This window comes from Candidatus Symbiobacter mobilis CR (assembly GCF_000477435.1).
GTDB lineage: Bacteria > Pseudomonadota > Gammaproteobacteria > Burkholderiales > Burkholderiaceae_C > Rhodoferax > Rhodoferax mobilis.
In genome coordinates this window covers 1,288,743-1,309,273 of the sequence record NC_022576.1, presented here as the reverse complement: position 1 = coordinate 1,309,273, position 20,531 = coordinate 1,288,743, and the positions used below count along the sequence as shown (strand labels likewise).

9 protein-coding genes are annotated in these 20,531 nt (G+C 57.7%); 2 read left to right on the top strand and 7 right to left on the bottom strand.

Annotated features, from left to right (window positions below):
- Positions 1-44: 44 nt before the first annotated feature.
- The 4 genes from CENROD_RS05350 to CENROD_RS05335 all read right to left on the bottom strand — a co-directional run bounded on the left by CENROD_RS05350 (position 45) and on the right by CENROD_RS05335 (position 6,469).
- Positions 45-1,637: a chemotaxis protein CheW gene (locus CENROD_RS05350; protein ID WP_022772137.1), complete on the bottom strand. Its 1,593-nt coding sequence runs from the start codon at positions 1,635-1,637 to the stop codon at positions 45-47.
- Positions 1,638-1,652: 15 nt separating this feature from the next.
- Positions 1,653-3,572, bottom strand: a complete 1,920-nt coding sequence (locus CENROD_RS05345) for a methyl-accepting chemotaxis protein (protein WP_022772133.1) — start codon at positions 3,570-3,572, stop codon at positions 1,653-1,655.
- 735 nt (positions 3,573-4,307) lie between these two features.
- Positions 4,308-4,943 (bottom strand): riboflavin synthase, encoded by a 636-nt coding sequence (locus tag CENROD_RS05340; RefSeq protein ID WP_022772129.1) that lies wholly within the window; start codon positions 4,941-4,943, stop codon positions 4,308-4,310.
- A 215-nt stretch (positions 4,944-5,158) separates the two neighbouring features.
- Positions 5,159-6,469 (bottom strand): hemolysin family protein, encoded by a 1,311-nt coding sequence (locus CENROD_RS05335; RefSeq protein ID WP_022772125.1) that lies wholly within the window; start codon positions 6,467-6,469, stop codon positions 5,159-5,161.
- Positions 6,470-6,590: 121 nt separating this feature from the next.
- Between CENROD_RS05335 and CENROD_RS05330 the strand changes: the two genes are divergently transcribed.
- On the top strand, positions 6,591-7,466 hold the full coding sequence (locus CENROD_RS05330) for a symmetrical bis(5'-nucleosyl)-tetraphosphatase (RefSeq protein WP_022772121.1): 876 nt from the start codon (positions 6,591-6,593) through the stop codon (positions 7,464-7,466).
- Positions 7,467-7,548: 82 nt separating this feature from the next.
- On the opposite strand, the gene CENROD_RS05325 is transcribed toward CENROD_RS05330, so the two are convergent.
- The 3 genes from CENROD_RS05325 to CENROD_RS05315 form a co-directional block, all read right to left on the bottom strand.
- Positions 7,549-8,979 (bottom strand): DEAD/DEAH box helicase, encoded by a 1,431-nt coding sequence (locus tag CENROD_RS05325; RefSeq protein ID WP_041194138.1) that lies wholly within the window; start codon positions 8,977-8,979, stop codon positions 7,549-7,551.
- A 74-nt stretch (positions 8,980-9,053) separates the two neighbouring features.
- Positions 9,054-9,623 (bottom strand): dCTP deaminase, encoded by a 570-nt coding sequence (gene dcd, locus CENROD_RS05320; RefSeq protein WP_022772113.1) that lies wholly within the window; start codon positions 9,621-9,623, stop codon positions 9,054-9,056.
- A 125-nt stretch (positions 9,624-9,748) separates the two neighbouring features.
- A complete protein-coding gene (locus CENROD_RS05315; RefSeq protein ID WP_022772109.1) occupies positions 9,749-10,843 on the bottom strand; it encodes a TRAP transporter substrate-binding protein in 1,095 nt (364 codons plus the stop codon).
- 208 nt (positions 10,844-11,051) lie between these two features.
- Here CENROD_RS05315 and CENROD_RS05310 point away from each other — a divergent pair, with 208 nt between their 5' ends.
- A complete protein-coding gene (locus CENROD_RS05310; RefSeq protein WP_022772105.1) occupies positions 11,052-20,438 on the top strand; it encodes a hypothetical protein in 9,387 nt (3,128 codons plus the stop codon).
- Positions 20,439-20,531 lie beyond the last annotated feature (93 nt).

The following is a 20,531-nucleotide window of genomic DNA, read 5'->3' as shown; positions in this document are numbered from 1 at the left end:
GCACATGCCATGGCCCGCTCGCGCAGCACGAAGCCGGCATTGCGTCACGTTGCTATTTCTGCAAGATCTGCAAGCTCTCGGCTTTCGATCAAATGCGCTGGGGCAATCAATTGCACCATGCGGTTTTGTTTTTCCAAATTTGCCATCCGTGCCAGCAGCTTGCTTTGTGTACTTGAAAGACGTGGCGCTGCTTCAATGGCTGACTTGTGAATTTTCAGAACTTCAGCAACCGAATCGACAATGAAACCGGTGCGCAAGCCTTCGATCAGAAACACCATGACGCGTTGTCGGTCACAACGCTCTACATTCGGCAATCCCAAACGCCTTCGCAGGTCGATGACAGGCAGCACAGCACCGCGCAGATTGATGACTCCTTCGACGAAAGAAGGGGCCTTGGGTATATGCGTGAGCACTTCCGGTACGCGGACAATTTCTTGCACGCTCTCTATGGGAACGCCAAACTCTTCCTTGTCGAGACGGAATACCACGACTTGTTCATCGTCGTCATTCGACTTTTCGTCATCATCAATACTCTGATTGGTTTTGTCCTCGTCTAAGCTATCCACAGTATGCAGTGCCTCCTTGATGGCGGAATGGCGGAACAGATTGCTTGCGGAAATGATCGATACAAGGCGTTTACCGTTATTGAGGCGACAAATGCCAGAAATATCTTTCAAATCGCCGTCTCGCGCCAAGAGTCCAGGCATAGCATCGACATCGCTTTTTGCTACGCGCAGCACTTCATTGACACAGTCCATGACAATGCCCACGGAAGAGGTTCCCAAGGACACCACCACGATGCGGCTGTGTTCGTCGGCATCTTGCGCAGGCAGCGCAAACATACGCCGCAGATTGACCAGGGGCAATAAGCGGTTACGCAGCGTCATCACACCGAGGACGTGAGACTCCGAACGCGGAATATGCACTATGTTCTCGGGTACCTGGACGATTTCTTGCACATCATCGATGGTGATTGCGTATTCTTGGCCAGCCACTTCAAAGCTCACCAATTGCAGCTCGTCACTCAAGGTATCGTCGCTACTTCCTTGGTTATCAGTGTTGGCAGACAATCCACCTGTCATGACACTGGTCTTGCTTATCGCTGCAATTTCGGAAAATTCTTGTGCAATCAGCTTTGCGAAATCCAAGATCATGATCATCGCGTGCCCGCCCACGTCTTTGATGATCCCTGAAAGCAGTTCCGTGTTGACTGTGCCGTGAATGGTTCCAACGCCTTCGATTTTGCTGGACTCTACGCCAACGACGCTCGCCACTTTGTCTACCACAAAGCCCAATGGCTGGCCAATGTCGATGACCAAAGCACGGGTGGCGTCGTCGTGTGTGCGCTCATCAAAACCGAAGATGCGACGCAAACTGATGATTGGCAAGACCTTGCCGCGCAGATTCGATAGGCCGTCCAGCGTGTGAGGAGACATGGGTACACGCACCACGTCGGGAACCCGAATGATTTCCTGTACCGGCGCCATATCGACCGCGAACACCTCATCACCAGCAATGAATGTCACAAATTGCCGTATATCGGCCATTTGATTATTCATGTTGTCTTCGTCATCACCAGCGTCGACCGACGCGACTTGCGACGGGTCGTCTGGCAATTCCCTAGTTTCCATAGTCATGGTTCTGCCCCTGGATTAATTGCTTTGCAGCTCATCGGCCAGGGATGCGATTTCTTCAATAGCAGCAGCCAATTCTTCTGCACCTTGCGCCTGCTGTTTGGCAGCGGACGCGGACTCCGTAGCGGCCTTGTCGGCTTCTTGCGCTGCGGCGGCAATTTGTTCTACCCCCTTTTTGACTTGCGCAGTGGCTGCGGCAATTTCATTAGCTGCAGACAAAATTTCTTGCGTACTGCTTTCGACGTCATTAATGTCGGTATCGATGGTGATAAGATTCGTTGTAGTGAGTTTGGCTTTTTCCACTTCCCCCTGTGCCGTCACGACAATTTCTTCCAAGTCTCGGCCTACTACACTAATTTGATCTTGCACGGCTTTCACCATATCCTTGATTCGGTCGGCGTTTTCTGCTGAATCATGAGCAAGATTTCGAATATCTGTAGCGACAACCACAAATCCCTTGCCGAATTCTCCAGCCCGCGCTGCTTCAATCGATCCATTCACTGCAAGCATATTGGTTTGAATTGATACCGTGGTAATCGCATCGACAATTTTGTCGATGCGCCGGGAAACCAACGCAAGATCTTTAATTTGTTTGATACTCTCTTTGGAAGATTCTGCAGAGGCGAAGATTCCAGCGATGAGTGCATTGACTGCGGCTTTGTTGACAGTAAGAAGTTTTTTGATGGATTCCACTTTCTCGGAATTGACTGAGGCGCGTTTTAGGGCAAGTTCCAGGCCCTTTTCGATTTGCGTGATTGCTGCTGAAGCTTCCGCAGTGCCGGCGGATTGCACTTCGGCGCCTTTGCGAATTTGATCGATGGCTTCCATGATCTGCGCGCCGGACCTGTTGATTTCTGCCACTGCGGAAGATAGTTGTTCCGCTGCAGAAGCGACTTCTTCGGCACTCTTGGCCACATCGGTGGAGGTTTTCAAATCCTCTGCCAATTCGGACAAACTTTGTGCGGCTTGTTCGCACTCGGCCAGAGCCTGCGCTTGTTCCGCAACGGTTTTGGAAGATTGCTCGGAAGCGGCGGATTGTTCTTCTGCCGCAGCAGCAATGTCTTCCGAACCTTTTAGGGCTTGCTGCGCGGCAATTTTTGATTGTTGCGCGCCTACCGCAATCTCGCGCACCCCTTTGACAATTTCCGTGACATCGATGCGCATTTGTTCCAATTGTGTGGTGATGTTTTTTCCGTTTTCCACTTCTCCTTCGACAGACTTGGCGGAAGCACTAATGCCTTCTGCAATGATTTTGACTTCTTGCTGAATTTGCCCGACCAGGTCTTGAATTTGTTTGGCGCTCTTTTCCGAAGTCTCTGCCAGCGTTCTGACTTCATCGGCTACGACTGCAAAGCCTTTACCGTGTTTGCCTGCACGTGCAGCCTCAATGGCTGCATTTAGAGCTAACAAATTGGTTTGGTCTGCAATGCGTGCGACAGCTTTGACGATATCACCGATGTTGGCTGCCTGCTTTTCCAGTTCTGCAACCATGGCCACAGATGCGTTTTGGCGTTGTGCGGCAACTCCAACGTTGCTGACCATGCCGGTGACATCAGCGCTGGTTTTGATAATCAGGGATTGAACGGCTTCTCCCTTCGCTTGGCCTATGTCCCCATTTTGCTGTTGACGGACGATCGAATCCACCACCTGTTTGAATGCTGCCAGAGATTCCTGGGCTGCACCGGATGCTTCTGCTGCCCCGGTAGCAATTTGGTCCGATGCGCGTTTTAGTTCTTCTGCGGCAGATGCTGCTTCATTGATGCCGGAAGACAATTGGCCGGTTGCTGCTGCAATCCGTTCCGCCGCTTGTTGTTGTTTGGCGAGGGTTCGAGCGCGTTTGCGCTGTTCTTCGGCTTCTCTCGCAGCCATGGCGGACGATTTCCCCTCCGTAGGCGTTGCGGTGGTGGACTTGGATGCAGGTTTCTTCAACAGGGCCATTTTTGTCTCCTTGACAAGTAAAAACTATAATTAACTATGAAAAAAACAACGTGAAAATTTTCTGCACGATGAAAATGATTATATTTATATCATTTCATATCGCATATATATTGCATGTGTATCGTATGCAAATCCTGTAGATATTGCACGCTGTCTTACTCAAAAAGATTGGAATGGAGAATGGAATCGAGGCTAGGGAGGTAAGGTGTTCCTTATAGACTGGGGGAAAGAGGATGCCAGCCTTTGCCAGTGCGGCATCAACGGGGATGATTTGTCCACTTACATCGTAGTGCGCGGTCGATCAATTCATGGATGCACTGTACTCCTGCTACGCATCGTACCCTACGACGCATGATAAGACTTCGGCGCGTAGCAATCGGAAATGGAACTTTTACACGATTGCAACTTATTGATTTTCTTGATTTTTGTCTGCAAAATTTGGGTACTGCACCAAAGTTTGGTGCTGGCGCCATGATTTCGCTACGCCTTCAGTGCATATTCCTAGCGTTGTGCCCTCTCAGAGCGCATTCTTGCTGGTTAATGTGAAAGTTGCGTAGCGGCTTCTCGAAGCGCTCTTCGTCCAGCGGGAGAGGGGCTGGGTGGGGAGGGAAACTGCTATGACTTTCCTGATTCTGGGCGTCTGCGCAAAGTCATGGCAGTTATTGCAATGCATACAGTGGGAGGTATATCGGTAATGGCGCCCTTTTCCGATATCGTTGTTGGACAACGGATTGACTATCCATGACTGGGCGCTTCTTCCCATCGCATTCGTTCGACATAGCGGGCGATCAGGTCGATTTCCAGGTTCACCGTGCTACCGGGCTGTAACCGGTCCAGCGCGGTGGCGTGCAGCGTGTGGGGGATCAGGTGAACGTGGAAGGCGCAACCTTCGGGTTGATCGGCTACGCCGTTGATCGTCAGACTGACCCCGTGGATGCATACGGAACCCTTCACTGCGAGGAACTTGCCCAAATGCGGCGGGGCCAAGACGTGTAGCGCTCTGCCTTCGCCCACAGGTTCACAGCGCAGCACGCGCCCGACGGCATCGACATGCCCGCTGACGAGATGCCCGCCCAGCCTGTCTTGCAGACGCAGCGCTTTTTCCAGGTGGACGGGTGTGCCCACGTTGTCGAAGCCCGTTGTTTTGTCCAGGGACTCCGCAGACACATCGACGGTGAAACGGCTGGCTGTGGCGTCGGCTTTGCAGACTGTCATGCATGCGCCATTCAGCGCGATGCTGTCGCCGGGGACTACGTCTTCCAGGTAGCCTGGCGGGCAAGACAAGACCAGTCGCAGCCCTTGCGCTTCGGGATGGTCAGGGGGAGCAGCGTGGACGATATGGCCGATGGCGGTGATGATTCCAGTAAACATGGTGGGATGCTTGGTGAGTAGGCAATGCCTGGCTTGGGGGAGGGAATTCCGGGGGTGCCGGATGGGGCAGGTGCTGGCGTTGATTCCAAAAAATCCCTTGGCTTTTTTGGGGGTGCCATGGTTTCCATGCGAAAGTGCAAGGTACCCATTGCCATGTAGGCGCGACGGAAGCCGTGTTCAGCGCCGAGTACGAGGCCGCCTGAGCCTGGTACAGGTCAGCTTGGCGGGGCATCTTCAGTAGGCAGTCGACTGGCGAGCACCTTGTCCACACGCCGACCGTCAAGGTCCACGACCTCAAATTGCCAGGCCCCACAACGCACGGTTTCGCCGGTGGCGAGCAGGTGCCCGCTGGTGGCCATCAGAAAGCCGGCCAGGGTGTGGTACCGATGGCGTTGCTCCAGCGGGAGTTCGTCGATCCCCAGGCGGGATTTGAGTTCGGCCACGGGCATCACGCCGTCGAGCAGCCAACTGCCGTCCTCGCGTTCCACGGCCCAGGCATCCGCGCAGGAAGCGGGTTGTAGCTCGCCGGTGATCGCTTCGAGCAGGTCATGCGGGGTCAGCAGCCCTTGCACCACGCCGTATTCATCGACCACGAGCACCATGCGCCCCGCTTCCAGGCGCAGTTGTTCCAGCAATTCCATGCCGCTGAGGGTTTCCGGGACGAAGGCCACTTCCGAAGCGTATTTCGCCAGCGTTCCCGGCGCTTCGGCGCCCAGTTCCAGCAGCCGTGCGACGCTGATCTTGCCGAGCACCTCGTCCAGAGAACCACGGCATACGGGGTACCACGAATGGGTGCTGCCCCCTGCATCGTCGCGCAACCGGGCCAGGGCTGCTTCCACGGTGGCATCTGCGTCGAGCCAATCGACTTCGGAGCGTGGCACCATCATCGAAGTCAGTGGACGGTCATCAAGCGCGAGCACGTTGTGCATCATCTGGTGTTCCTGCGCTTCGATCACGCCGGCATCCAAGCCCTCTTCCAGGCTAGCGGAAATTTCCGCCTCAGTCATGCTGTGGGTGGCTTGGGTGTCGATACGCAGCAGCCGCAGCATCGCGGCGGTGGACTGCGCAAGCAGGCTGACGAAAGGCCGTGCGATGCGCGCCAGCCATTGCATGGGCTGCGACATCCAGCGGGAGACGGTCTCTGGATAGAGCTGGCCGATGCGTTTGGGAACGAGTTCCCCGCAAACGATCGTCAAAAACGTAACGATCGTGACGACCAGCCCCGTGGCAACAACATGCGCGATGGCATCCGGCGTGCCCAGGCTGCACATCCACGCTGCGAATTGGGGGCTGAAAGCGGCCTCGCCAATGATGCCGTTGAGCACGCCGATCGAGGTGATGCCGATCTGGATCGTCGATAGGAACTGGTCGGGCTGGTCGAGCAGCTCCAGCGCAGCGCGTGCGCCGCGATCCCCTTCTGCGGCCAGGGCGCTCAGCCGCGCCCTGCGGCAGGCTGCCAGCGCAAGCTCGGTCATCGCAAAGAGACCGTTGAGGACGATGAGCAAAAGGATCAGGAGCACTTCCATGGTACGGCTACGATGCTCGAAAACGGGCTATGGGTTTACGGAAAAGTCGCGAAGCGGCTTCTTGAAGCTCCCCTCGCCCAGCGGGAGAGGGGTTGGGGGTGAGGGAAACGGGACAGCAGCGATGGCAAGGTATTTGGTGGGCGACATCCAGGGCTGCGATGCGGCGCTGACGGCATTGTTGGAGCGGTTGGATTTCGACCCAAGCCGGGACACGCTGTACCCGCTGGGCGATCTGGTGAACCGGGGGCCGGATTCCGCAGGGGTGTTGCGCAAGCTGATGGGCTATGGCCATGCCGTGCAGTGCGTACTGGGCAACCACGATCTGCATCTGCTCGTCGTGGCATGTGGGGCACGCAAGCCTGCCCGCAGCGATACGCTGGATTCCATACTTGCTGCGCCGGATCGGGATGCTTTGCTGGCGTGGCTGCGCGCACAGCCCCTGGCGCGCACGGTGGCGTGGGGAACGGGAACCGCCTTGCTGGTTCATGCCGGGGTGTTGCCGCAATGGACGGTGGAACAAACCCTGGAGTTGGCCGACGAAGTCCACGCCGTGTTGCGCGGGCCGGGTGGAGGCATGGGGGATAGGGGCGAAGGTGATGCGTTGCACGGCTTTTTGCACGGCTTGTACGGCAATCAGCCTGACCATTGGGACGATGCGTTGCAAGGCATGGATCGTCTGCGAACGATCGTCAATGGCTTGACGCGACTGCGCTTTTGTACTCCGCAGGGGCGGATGGATTTTTCGTCTGCGGAGTCTGCAAACCGTGCCCCGCCAGGGTGTTTGCCGTGGTTCGATGCACCTGGGCGCAAGACGCAGGGCACGCGCATTGCCTTTGGCCACTGGTCTACTTTGGGGTGGCTGGGGCGCGACGACACCATCGCGCTCGACACAGGATGTGTATGGGGTGGGAGTTTGACCGCGCTATGCATCGAAGGCGGGGCGCTGGTGCGGGAAGGAGAACGGGTGCAGGTGGAATGCGCGGCTGCAGCCCGCTAACGGCCCGGTTCGGCAAAAGGTTGATGGCGCCTGCTGCGCAGAACCCTTGGTTGCAGGGTATTGCTGTGGGAGCAACGGAGGACTACACGTTGTCGAGCGAGGTGGGGTGGAGCAAGGCGGCGACCTTGCGTCGGGGCTTGATGTTGCCGGATAGCCCACGCCCTGTGCGCAATGGCGCGGCGCGTTCCCAGGCAGGTGCGGGGGCGTCTGTGGCAGGGGGTTCGTAGGGCGCGGCGAAGATGGGGTCGGCAGGCGGGCGTGGCGCACGATGCGGGCTGCTGCGTGGACGGGCCGGGGCATCGGCAGGGTCTTCGCGGTACAGGCGCTTGCCGTCGTTGAAGTGGCCTTGCTTGCGGATGTCGGGTAGGTCTTCCTCGAACTCGAAAGGTTCGATGTCGATCCGCGTTTTGATGAGCTGGGCAATCTCGTCAACCTGGCGAGTCGAGTCCTTGGTCACGAGGGTAACGGCCAGCCCTGCCAGCCCTGCACGCCCTGTGCGGCCAATGCGGTGGACGTAGTCTTCGGCATTGAAGGGGACATCGAAATTGAAGACTGCGGGCACATCCTTGATGTCCAGCCCGCGTGCGGCCACGTCAGTGCAGACGAGCAGGTCGAAGCGCCCGGCCTTGAAGGCGTCCAATGCCTCCAAGCGGTCTTCCTGGCTTTTGTCCCCGTGCAGAGCAGTGGCTTGCAGCCCTTCCCGAACGAGGGAGCGGGCCAGTTGCGCGCAGCCCAGCTTGCTGTTGACGAAGACGAAAGCCTGCTTCAACCCGCGCTGGCGCAACACTTGCCGCAGTGCGCGGCGCTTGTCGTCGTCCGACACGCGGTAGAAGTGCTGTTCGACGGTCGATGCAGCAGCGTTGGAGCGCGAGACCTCTACCGTGATGGGGTTCTGCAGGTAGCTGGCCGCGAGCCGCTTGATCTCCGGCGAAAAGGTAGCCGAAAAGAGCAGGGTCGTCCGCTGCGCGGGCAGGTACGACAGGATGCGCTGCAAGTCGGGCAGAAAACCGATGTCGAGCATGCGGTCGGCTTCGTCGAGCACGACGTACTCCACCTGATGGAGCGCGCAGTGTTTTGCTTCGATGTGGTCGAGCAGACGCCCCGGCGTGGCCACGAGTACTTCGACTCCGCGCTTGAGCTCAACAGCCTGGGGTTTGATATCGACACCGCCAAAAACGACGGTGCTGCGCAACTGGGTGTATTGGCCGAATAGCCGCACCTGTTGCGCCACCTGATCGGCCAGCTCCCGCGTGGGGAGCAGTACCAGGGCGCGGACAGGGTGTCGCGCTGGCGACATTGAGGCATTTTGGTGCGCCAACAGCCGCTGGAGCAGGGGGAGGGCGAACGCCGCAGTCTTGCCTGTGCCTGTTTGCGCCGCGCCCATCACATCCCGTCCGCGCAGCACATGGGGAATGGCCTGCGCCTGGATCGGCGTCATCGCGGTGTAGCCCATCTCTGCAATGGCGCGGGAGAGGGGTTCTGCCAGCCCCAATCCAGAAAAATCCTGGGGCAATTCGGAATCGGAGGGGAGGGTGACAGGGGCAGGGAGAGGATCGTTCATGCAGTCGTTGCCATCGTGGAGGAGATTCAAGTCTTGGGCAGAGTCACGCCGCACTGGCCCTGGTATTTGCCTTTGCGGTCCCGGTACGAGGTTTCGCACACCTCGTCGCTTTCAAAGAACAGCACTTGCGCGCACCCTTCCCCCGAGTAAATTTTGGCGGGCAGGGGGGTAGTGTTGCTGAACTCCAGGGTGACGTAGCCCTCCCATTCGGGTTCGAAAGGGGTGACGTTGACGATGATCCCGCAGCGGGCGTAGGTACTTTTGCCCAGGCAGATCGTGAGGATGTTGCGGGGGATGCGGAAGTATTCGACGGTACGCGCCAGCGCAAAGCTATTGGGCGGGATGATGCACTCGCTGCCGTGGAAGTCGACGAAGCTGTTTTCATCGAAATTCTTGGGGTCTACGACAGTGCTGTGCAGGTTGGTGAAGACTTTGAACTCCGTGGCGCAGCGGATGTCGTAACCGTAGCTGCTTGTGCCATAACTGACGATGTGCTCGCCCGATGCGTCGGTGCGAACCTGCGCAGGCTCGAAAGGCTCGATCATCCCGTGTTCTTGCGCCATGCGGCGAATCCATCGGTCACATTTGATGCTCATAGTTGATGCTCATAGTGGGGTGTTCACGAGGGATTCATCGTCGTCATGTCCTGCTATAGGGATGTGCATTGGATGGTAGCCCAGCCCATCCGCAGTGTAGACCCACCCCTCGAACCGCGCTGCAATTACTGCGCGGGGGCTGCCTTGCTGTGCTCGGCAATCAACCTGCGCGCCCCTTCCAACAAGCGGCGCCCGTCGTAGCCTTTGGCGCCGACTTCGCGCACCCAGGCATCGCACACCGGCTGCGCGGCTTGTTTCCAGCGCTGCAATTCCGCTGCGCCAATCACGTTGTGGGCGTTGTGGGCGGTCAGCCGGTACCCGGCAGCGTCTGCGGTGAAAAAGGTTTTGCCAAAGGCCCCGGAAGTCGCCTGGCCACTGTGCGCGTCGATCACCTTTTGCAAATCTGGGGGCAGGCGTGCGTAGGTCGCGGGGTTCATCGCCAGGATAAAGGTCGCGGTGTAGAGCGCGGGTTCTGCGGGGTCGGTATCGGCATGGAAGCGCGCCAAGTCTTGTAGCTTGATTGAGGGAACTACGTCATAGGGCGCCAGCGCCCCGTCGAGGACGGATTTGGATAACGCCTCGCTGACAGCAGTCACCGGCATGGCAACGGGGGTAGCCCCTAGCGCGGCCAGCAGACGGTTGGTCTGCCGGGTAGGGGCGCGAACCTTTTTGCCGCGAAGGTCGGCCATCGTGTGGATCGGCGCCTGGGTCGTGTGGATCGATCCCCTGCCATGCACATGCAAGGCCAGCGCACGCACCCCTTGAAATTCGGCGGGCGCGTACTGCTGCACATAGTCCCACAGCGCCTTGCTTGTCGCTACCGGGTCGCGCATCATGAACGGCAATTCAAAGGCTTCAACCAGCGGAAAACGCCCCGCTGTGTAGCCAGGCAGCGTCCATGCCACGTCGACGATACCGTCTTGGACTTGGTCGAACAACTGCGCGGGCGTTCCCCCCAATTGCATCGAAGGGTAGATCTGGCAGCGCAACCGGCCGCCGGAGTCTTTCTCGATGGCATCGCACCACGGTTGCAGGATCAACGTCTGTGTGGCCGATGTGGCGGGCAGGAAGTGATGCACCCTCAGCACGATGGCGGGGGCGATAACAGGCACGCGAGAGGGCGCGGCTGGAGCTGCATTGGGAGCAGCGAGCGTGGTGGCAGCGTAGGCGAAGGCGAGGAGAGCCGCGCAGCGCAGGGCGATGTGGGAAAAAGGGAGCATGGGGAGGGGAGCGGACAGGCAGGGATAGACAGGGTAAGGTAGGCAAAGCTACCAGAGCGTGGGAGGGCAAATTCACAAATTGTCACAAATCACTCTCCCTCTGGCCATCAAGCTCTCCCCAATCGAACCGATAGCAGTAAGATCGTCGTAATCTTGGCCGCCTTTTGGGCTGGCTGTCTTTTTTTTTCCCCTCACCTGGAGAGTTTCCATGGGTGCTTTTGACGGTTTGACTGCTACACAAATAGCGGCTCTTGATAGTAATTTTGTGACTACCGCGCAACTGGCGGACTTCCAGACACTGACTGCTGAGCAGGTGGTTGGATTTAATACAGATGGCACCCATTTTCACTTTGCGTCAGATGTCAACAGCACCAGTGCCGGGCTAACAACCAACCAGTTTTCATGGATTCCCGCCAGCATCATTAGTGCGCTGACGTCCTCTCAGCTCGGCGCGCTGACCACGTCAAAAGTCGAAGCACTAACCACCGCCCAGGTGATGGCGCTGGAGGCAGCCCAGATCCCGCACCTCGCTAACGACATCAACGCGATGGAGACCCGGGACTTTGCTCTGTTGAGCGACGAGCAATTCGCGGCGATCACCACGACCCAGATGCAGAGCCTGACCGCTGGGCAGATTACTGCGTTGACCACTGCGCAGATTGAATATTTAAGCGCTGCCAAAATTGGCGTGATGACGACAGCGCAGGTGGCGGCCATTGAGACGCAGGACTTGCGTCGGTTAAGTAACGATCAACTGGCTGCGCTGACTACCACGCATTTCAGCCAAGCTATCAGCGCAAACCAGATTGCCGCGCTGACCATGGATCAAGTCGCCGCGCTGACCACCACGCAGATCAACGGGGGCTTGACTACCACCCAATTGCAGGCGCTCAGCACGCTACAAGTGCAGGGGTTGAGTGCAAGCCAGTTGCAAGCGATCACGACGACCACCTTGCGCACGATGGAAACGCGTGACTTGGCTGTCTTGTCTGCGGAACAGATTGGCTCCCTCACCACTACGCAGTTCAGCGCGGGGCTGACGGAAGGGCAGATTACGTCGTTGACAGTCTCCCAATTCCAGGATGGAGTGTCCGCCGCCCAGGTGGGGGCAATGACGACGGCGCAAATGGCGGCGTTGGAAACGCGGGATCTAGCAGTCTTTAGCCAGGCCCAAATCGCTGTGCTGACGACCACGCAAATCAGTGAAGGGTTTAGCACCAGCCATATCGCTACCCTCAAGGAAGAACAATTTGCCGCGCTGACCACCTCGCAAATCGCGTATGGGTTTACGACCACGCAATTGCAAGCGTTGACGACGGCGCAGATTCCGTACCTGACTGCAGACCATGTGGAAGGCTTGACGACCACCCAGTTGGCGTCGATGGAGACACGCGACATCGCGGTGATGACCCAGGCGCAAATCGCAGCCCTGACGACCACGCAAATCAAAGAAGGGTTAACGCCTTCGCAGTTCCAGGGACTGACCACCGAGCAAGTACCCTGGCTTCTCTCTGCTACGCAGATTCAAGCGTTGACGACATCGCAACTGGCCGTGATGGATACGGCCGATATTGCCGCCTTGACGGGAACCCAGCTTGCGGCCCTGACGACGACCCAGCTTCAACAAGGCCTCAAGAGCCTATCGATCGCCGCGCTGACGGTCGACCAGTTGCCGTCCTTGACGACCTCGCAAATCAACGAAGGGCTGACGACGGATCACATCATCGCGCTGACGACAGTGCAAACCCCTGCGTTGATAGCCAACCAGATTGGGGCGTTGACGACTTCGCAAGTGGCGGTGATCGAGACGCAAGACATTGCGGTGCTCACGGGTTCCCAAATTGCCGCGTTCTCGACAACGCAAATCGAGCAGGGGATCAATTCGCTGCAGATCGTTGCGTTGAGCACCGAGCAAATCCAGGCGCTGACATCAGTTCAGATTCCCGTGCTGTCGACCAAAAACATCTCGCTGATCGAAACCCGAGACTTCGCTGCGCTCAGCCCTGCGCAGGTGGCAGTGTTGACCACGACGCAGTTGTCGGCTGGGGTCACCACTGCCCAAATTGCCGCGATGAATGCGGACCAGGTGGCTGCGCTGACCACGTCGCAGATTCATGACGGGTTCAAGGTCGCGGCGATTGAGGCGCTCAACAGCGTGCAGATTTCTGTACTGAACTCTGCGCAATTGCAGGCACTGACTTCGACCCAATTGGCAGCCATCGAAACGCGAGACATTCCCTACCTCAGCGTAGAGCAGCTCCGTACGCTGACGACGACGCAAATTGAAGAAGGATTCACTATTGCGCAAGTCGCTGCGCTGACGACCGATCAAATCCAGGGCGTCAGTCTTGGTCAGCTCGCCGTCTTCTCCTCAAAGCAAATTGGGGCGATTGAGACGCAAGATATCGCTGCGATGACCATTACCCAGATCGCTGCGCTGTCTACCACGCAGATTTCGGTGGGGTTGTCGACGGCGCAAGTGGCGGCGCTGACGGGCGAACAGATTCCGATTCTGACGACGGCGCAGTTGAAGGAAGGCTTTAGCACCAAGCACATCATTGCATTGAGTACCAGCCAGGTTCGTGCGCTGACTGCCAATCAAATCGAGAACGGCCTGACTACCGCCCAGCTTGCTAAGCTGGAAACCTTGGATATGGCGGCCCTGTATCCAGAGCAAGTTGCCGCGTTATCGACGACGCAATGGAATGAAGGCCTGCGTCAGGAGCACGCTGCCGCGTTGACGACGGAGCAAGTGGCTGCGTTGACAACCGACCAAATCAGTAAGGGGTTCACGACTGCGCATGTGCGCGCTTTGAATACCTTACAGATCAGTAGTTTGACACCTGATCAGGTGCAAAAAGGCCTGACGACGACGCAACTGGCTGTGCTCCAGTCGCACGCTCTTGGTGCGCTTACGCCAGATCACATCGCCGTGTTGACCACGACGCAATTGCACGATGGGATTCAGACTAATCAGATTCCTTGGTTGACTACAGCGCAGGTGCAGAGCTTGTCGCTCACCCAAGTCGCTGTGCTCAGTACCACGCAGCTTGCCAAGCTCGAAACGGTAGACATGGCGGCTCTGCTTCCGGATCAAGTGGCAGCGCTGACGACGACGCAGTGGAATGAAGGGCTGGATAAAGAACATGCCGCTGCGTTGACGACAGCGCAGGTGGCTGCACTCCGTACAGATCAGCTCCAAAGCGGTTTCACGACGGCCCACGTGCGCGCCCTGAATACCACGCAGCTACGTAGCTTGACACCCGATCAGGTGCAACAAGGCTTGACGACGACGCAAATTGCCGTACTCCAGTCGCATGCCATTCCGGCGCTTACTACGGAACAAATTGCTGCACTGACCACGGCGCAAGTGCATGATGGGTTCCAGACCAACCAGATTCCGTGGTTGACCACTGCACAGGTGCGTAGCCTGACCGTTGACCAAGTTGGAGCGCTCAGCACGAATCAGCTTGCCAAGATGGAGACGGTGGACGTTGTAGCGCTGTCCGTCGATCAAATCTCCGGGTTGAGCACGACGCAGTTGCAGTCCGGCTTGCGTACGCACCATATTGCCTCGCTTAAGACGGAGCAAATTGCTGCGCTCAACACCGATCAAGTGCGCAATGGGCTGAACACTGCCCAGATTGGTGCCTTGAATTCGGCGCAGTTGCGTGCATTCAGCGTCGATCAATTGGCAGCGCTGGGTACCTCGCAAGTGGGGGCGATCCAAACGCATGACTTTGCTGTCCTGACTACGGATCAGGTTGCGGCATTCACGACATCACAAATTGCGCAAGGAATTTTGACCAGTCAGGTACGTGCTTTGACAACCGCGCAGTTGCGTGCGCTGGATGCCGACCAACTGGCCGCGCTCACCACTACCCAGCTTCAGGGTGGGTTAGGAACCCACCACGTGGTTGCCTTGACTACCGATCAGATTCCCAACCTCACCACGACCCAGATTGCACAAGGTTTGCAAACGAACCATATCGTGGCGTTGGGCACGGAGCAGATTCGCAACCTGACGACTGACCAAATCAAACTAGGGTTGAATACCGCGCATATCCGAGCCATGGAGACGCGGGATGTGGCTGCGCTGACTGTCGAACAAATCCCGGCACTGACCACTTCGCATATTTACGACGGCATGCGCACGCACCAGGTGGCTGCGCTGGGAACGGCGCAAGTCGCTGCGCTGACGACATCGCAAATGCATGATGGGATGAATACTGCGCACATCGTGGCCTTGAGCACTGCGCAGATACGTGCGCTCAACTCCGACCAGATTGCGGAGGGGTTGACGACGACGAATCTGAACAGGATGGAAACCCAGGATGTGGCTGCGTTGACGACGGATCAAATTGCTTATCTGACGACGACGCAGGTAGCCGAGGGTTTGAAGACGCATCATGTCGTAGCCCTCAGCACTGCGCAGGTGCAAAGTCTAACTACCGCACAAGTCCAAAAGGGTCTCAATACTGCGCATATCCGGGCGATGGAAACGCGGGATGTCGCGGCCCTGACGACCGATCAGGTTGCTGTTCTGACCACCAGTCAGTTGTATTACGGGCTGCGTACGCACCAGGTAGCGGCGCTGGAAACGGCACAAGTTGCTGTATTGACGACGAGTCAGATCAGCCAAGGCTTGAACACCGCGCACGTCATTGCACTGGATACGGCGCAGGTACGTGCGCTAAATTCCGATCAAATTGCAAATGGCTTGACGACGACGCAGCTCGGCAGAATGCAGACAGTAGACGTGGCTGCGTTGACGACGGATCAGATCCCCTATCTGACGACCACACAGGTTGCGGACGGCTTGGAAACGCACCATGTCGTTGCGTTGAGCACTGCGCAAATTCGCAGCTTGACTACCGATCAAGTGCAGAAAGGTCTCGGGACTGCGCACATCCGGGCGATGGAAACGCGGGATGTTGCGGCCTTGACGACCGATCAGATTCCGGTGCTGACCACCAGCCATCTGTACGACGGGATGCGTACGCACCAGATCGCTGCCTTGGGTACGGCGCAAATCGCTGTGCTGACTACGTCGCAAATTCATGATGGGATGAGTACTGCGCACATCGTTGCGTTGAGCACTGCGCAGGTACGTGCGCTGGACTCCAATCAGATTGCGAACGGGTTGACGACGACGCAACTGAACAGGATGGAAACCCGGGATATCGCTGCCTTGACGACGGATCAGGTGCCGTATCTCACGACGACCCAATTGGCGGATGGGCTGGAGACACACCACATCGTTGCACTCAACAGCGTGCAGGTACGCAGCTTGACGACTGACCAAGTCAAGGCGTTGCTAACCGCTCAGTTGCAGGCGATGGAGACGCGCGATTTCCGCACGCTGTTGCCTGAGCAAATCACGGCTTTGACCACGACGCAGGTGCAAACGGGCTTGCGGACTTCGCATATCGCTGCATTGGGTACGGAGCAGATCGGGGCCTTGACAACGGCACAGATCAAGGAAGGCATGACTACCGCGCACATCGTGGCATTGAACACTGCGCAGGTGCAGGCGTTGAATTCCGACCAAATCAAGCTTGGATTGACGACGACGCAGCTCAACGCAATGCAAACGGTAGACGTTGCTGCGATGACCTCCGACCAGATTCCGGTGCTGACGACGACGCAATTGGCAGATGGGCTCAAGACGCACCACATCGTTGCGCTTAACAGTGTGCAGGTACGCAGCTTGACGACGAAGCAAGTCGAGGCGTTGCTACCGGCGCAGTTGCTGGCGATGGAGACGCGCGATTTCCGCACGCTGTTGCCTGAGCAAATCACGGCTTTGACTACGACGCAGGTGCAAACGGGCCTGCGGACAACGCATATTGCTGCGCTGACGACGGATCAGATTGCTGCTTTGACAACTGCCCAAATCAACGAAGGAATGACGACGGCGCACATCGTGGCGCTGAGCACTGCGCACGTCCGGGCGTTGAATTCCGACCAGATCAAGCTCGGGTTGACGACTACGCAACTCAACGCGATCCAGACGGTAGACCTTGCAGCCCTGTCGGCCGAACAAATTCCCGTGCTCTCCACGACGCAGTTGGCATCTGGGCTTCAGACGCACCACATCGTTGCGCTCAACAGCTTGCAAGTACGCAGCTTGACGACTGACCAAGTCAAGGCGTTGCAAACCACGCAGTTGCTGGCGATGGAAACGCGAGACTTCCGCACGTTGCTGCCCGAACAGATCGCGGTATTGACAACCACGCAAGTGCAATCGGGCCTGCGGACAACGCATATCGCTTCGCTGACCACCGAGCAGATCGGTGCCTTGACGACCTCGCAAGTGGGTGATGGGTTGACGACGGCGCACATCGTGGCGCTGAATACTGCACAGATTCGTGCGTTGAATTCCGACCAAATCGAGCATGGGTTGACGACGACGCAGTTCAATGCAATGCAAACGGCGGATCTGGCTGCGTTGACGATTGATCAAATAGCGGTATTGACAACGACGCAGGTGGCGGAAGGGCTGAAGTCGCAGCACATCGTTGCGCTGACCACTGCGCAGGTCAAGAACTTGACGACCAAGCAGGTGGCTGCGCTGACGACGGTTCAACTACCGTACATGGAAACCCGCGACATCGTTGCGCTGACTGACGAAGGGGTGGCTGCGCTGACAACCAGCCAAGTCAATCTCGGTCTGCGTACAAACCATGTAGCTGCGCTCAAGACGAGCCAAATTGCAGCACTGACTACGTCACAGATCAACCTGGGGCTGACGACGGCACATGTGGTAGCACTCAGCTCTGCGCAGGTTCGGGCTTTGACCGAGCCGCAGTTGCAGGCTTTGACATCGGCGCAGCTCAATGCGATGCAAACAGTGGACTTGGCAGCACTGACCACCGACCAAATATCGGCGTTGACGACGACACAGGTTGCGCAAGGACTGAAGTCTCTCCACATTGCGGCGCTTACGACTGCGCAGGTCAAGAATATGACGACCAGTCAGATCGCCGCGTTGACGACGGTGCAGTTGCCTTATCTGGAAACACGCGATGTTCGAGCATTGACTGGCGATCAATTGGCGGCCATGACCACGACACAAGTGAAAGAGGGGCTTCGTACCCATCACATCGCAGCGCTGTCCACGTCGCAGATTCCATCCTTGACCACTGCGCAATTGATGGACAGCTTCCACACTGCGCACATCATTGCACTCAATTCGGCGCAAGTGCGGGCATTGAGTACCGATCAGGTCAAACTGGGTCTGGGAACCTCGCAGCTCAATGCGATGCAAACCGTCGATCTCGCAGCGTTGAAGACGGAACAGATTGCTGTGCTCACCTCTACGCAACTCGCTGTAGGGTTGAAGTCGCACCATATCGCAGCGCTCAATAGCGCCCAAGTCCGCAGCCTAGGGACAGATCAGATCACTGCGCTGACGACGACGCAATTGCCATATCTCGAAACCAGGGATCTGGTAGCTATGTCTACCGATCAGGTTGCCGCACTAACGACGACGCAGGTCAACCTGGGGCTAACCACTGCACATATCGTGGCGCTTTCCACCGCGCAAGTACGGTCGTTGACGACGGATCAATTGTCGAAGGGGCTGAGTACCACGCTGTTGGGGGCCATGCAGACCAACGACATCGCTGCGCTGGGAACCGAACAGGTCGTAGCGTTGACGACGACGCAGATGTACAACGGGTTGGGAACGCACCAGGTGGCTGCGATGACGACTGCGCAAGTGGCTGCGCTCGGTACGGACCAAATCCTGAGCGGGTTGACCAGTCGTCACATCATTGCGATGACCACCGCGCAGATTCGCGCCTTGACCAGTGACCAAGTGAGACTGGGGCTATCTACAGTCCAACTGGGAGCGATGGAAACGCGAGACGTTGCGGCCTTGACTACCGACAACATCGCACGTTTGACTACCGCGCAGATCAACGGCGGCCTCAAGACGCACCATATCGTTGCGCTGACCACAGCGCAAGCCAGTGCCTTGACGGTGGAGCAAGTGCAGCAAGGGCTTTCCACGCTGCAACTGCGCGCCATGGACGTGGCTGACCTCCGTGCAATCGGTACGAATCAAATTGCTTCGTTAACGACGGCGCAAGTCCGCTACGGTTTGCAGACGCACCATATCGCTGCGCTCACCACAGAGCAAGTGGCAGGCCTGCCTGCTGCCACCCTGCGCGATGGTTTCTCCGTAGCGCAAATCGTGGCGTTGAATACGGCGCAAGTGCGTAGCCTGACAGCCGACCAGTTGGGTGCCAGTGGATTGACGACGACCCAATTGGCAGGCATGGAGACCAGGGATATTGCCGCATTGGGTACTGCGCAAGTCGTGCAGTTGAGCAATGACCATATTGCAGCGTTGACTTTGGCGCAAGTGGTGTCGCTGACTACCGGGCAGGTTCGCTCTCTTACGCAAGGGCAGGTCAATGTTTTGACGACCAAGCAAATTGCCGGCATGGAGCTCAACGATGTGAAGGCCCTATCGCCAGAACAGATCGCAGGCATGCCGACTGCCTCCATTCCTGGCTTCAGCGTTGCGCATATTGCAGGGATGACTACCGCGCAGATCGCTGCGTTGACTGCAGACCAGATTACCAACGGTTTGACAGACAACCAAGTGAAGGCACTTACCAACGCTCAGTTCAAGAAGTTGAGCGATGCGCAACTGCAAGCCTTTACCGATGCCCAAGTGTGTGTCATCACCACGGCGCAAACGACTGGGCTGACGGATGCGCAGAAGACTGCACTGGGTACCTCGACCACTCCGCTCGTCCTCGACCTTAATGGCGACGGGGTGTCCACCTTGGGCCTGACGCAAGGCGTGGTGTTCGACGTTGCAGCAACGGGCCAGCCCGTGCGAACTGGCTGGGTTGCGCCGACCGATGGCTTGCTGGCCAGGGATCTCAATGGTGATGGTGTGATCAACGATGGTTCCGAACTGTTCGGTTCGGGCACGACCTTGGCCAACGGTCTGAAGGCCGAGAACGGCTACCAAGCGTTGGCGCAACTCGATACCAGTGGTGACCTGTCTATCACGGCTGCCGATTCGGCGTACTCGCAACTGCGGGTATGGGTGGACGTGAATTCGGATGGACAAAGTCAGGAAGCGGAACTCCGTACCCTGGACGAGCTGCAAATCACGAGCCTCAGCGTCACAGCGACGGCTTCCGACAAGGTGGAGAACGGCAACGAGAGCAAACTTGTGTCCAGCTACACCACCGTAGATGGCAAGGAACACGAGATGGCGGATGTCTGGTTCAAGACACGGCCCGTAGGTACGGTTGCAAGCTCGCAGACGCTGCTCGAAGCCAACGTCAAAGGCATGGTCGCTGCCCTGCAGGATTACGAAGCAGGGGAGTCCGTGTCAGTCAAGTCGGCTTCCACGCTTGCCGATCCTTCAGCGCCAACGATGGGTACCGTGGCATCGGGCCTGCTGGCGGTGGTCGATGTGATGCGGAACTTTGATGCCAACGGCCAGCCCTTGCATGCACAGGGTATCCCCGCAGTGCCTGTACAGCTCAAGAAGCCGAAGTTGGGCGAGCAGGAAGACGGGGTCTTGGCGCAGAGTACGACACCGAGCCTGGGCCAAGGCAAGTAAGGCCCATTCCCTGGCGGACAGCCAGGGGGTGGCCCCGCCCCCGCGCAATGCGGGGGATGGTCGCTGATGTGATGCCCTCACATCAGCGATTTT

Excerpts from the sequence above, each read along its gene's own strand:
- CENROD_RS05330 (WP_022772121.1), top strand. The coding sequence starts at position 6,591 with ATGGCAAGGTATTTGGTGGGCGACATCCAGGGCTGCGATGCGGCGCTG.
- CENROD_RS05310 (WP_022772105.1), top strand. The coding sequence starts at position 11,052 with ATGGGTGCTTTTGACGGTTTGACTGCTACACAAATAGCGGCTCTTGAT.
- CENROD_RS05335 (WP_022772125.1), bottom strand. The coding sequence starts at position 6,469 with ATGGAAGTGCTCCTGATCCTTTTGCTCATCGTCCTCAACGGTCTCTTT.
- CENROD_RS05315 (WP_022772109.1), bottom strand. The coding sequence starts at position 10,843 with ATGCTCCCTTTTTCCCACATCGCCCTGCGCTGCGCGGCTCTCCTCGCC.
- CENROD_RS05340 (WP_022772129.1), bottom strand. The coding sequence starts at position 4,943 with ATGTTTACTGGAATCATCACCGCCATCGGCCATATCGTCCACGCTGCT.
- CENROD_RS05350 (WP_022772137.1), bottom strand. The coding sequence starts at position 1,637 with ATGACTATGGAAACTAGGGAATTGCCAGACGACCCGTCGCAAGTCGCG.
- dcd (WP_022772113.1), bottom strand. The coding sequence starts at position 9,623 with ATGAGCATCAAATGTGACCGATGGATTCGCCGCATGGCGCAAGAACAC.
- CENROD_RS05345 (WP_022772133.1), bottom strand. The coding sequence starts at position 3,572 with ATGGCCCTGTTGAAGAAACCTGCATCCAAGTCCACCACCGCAACGCCT.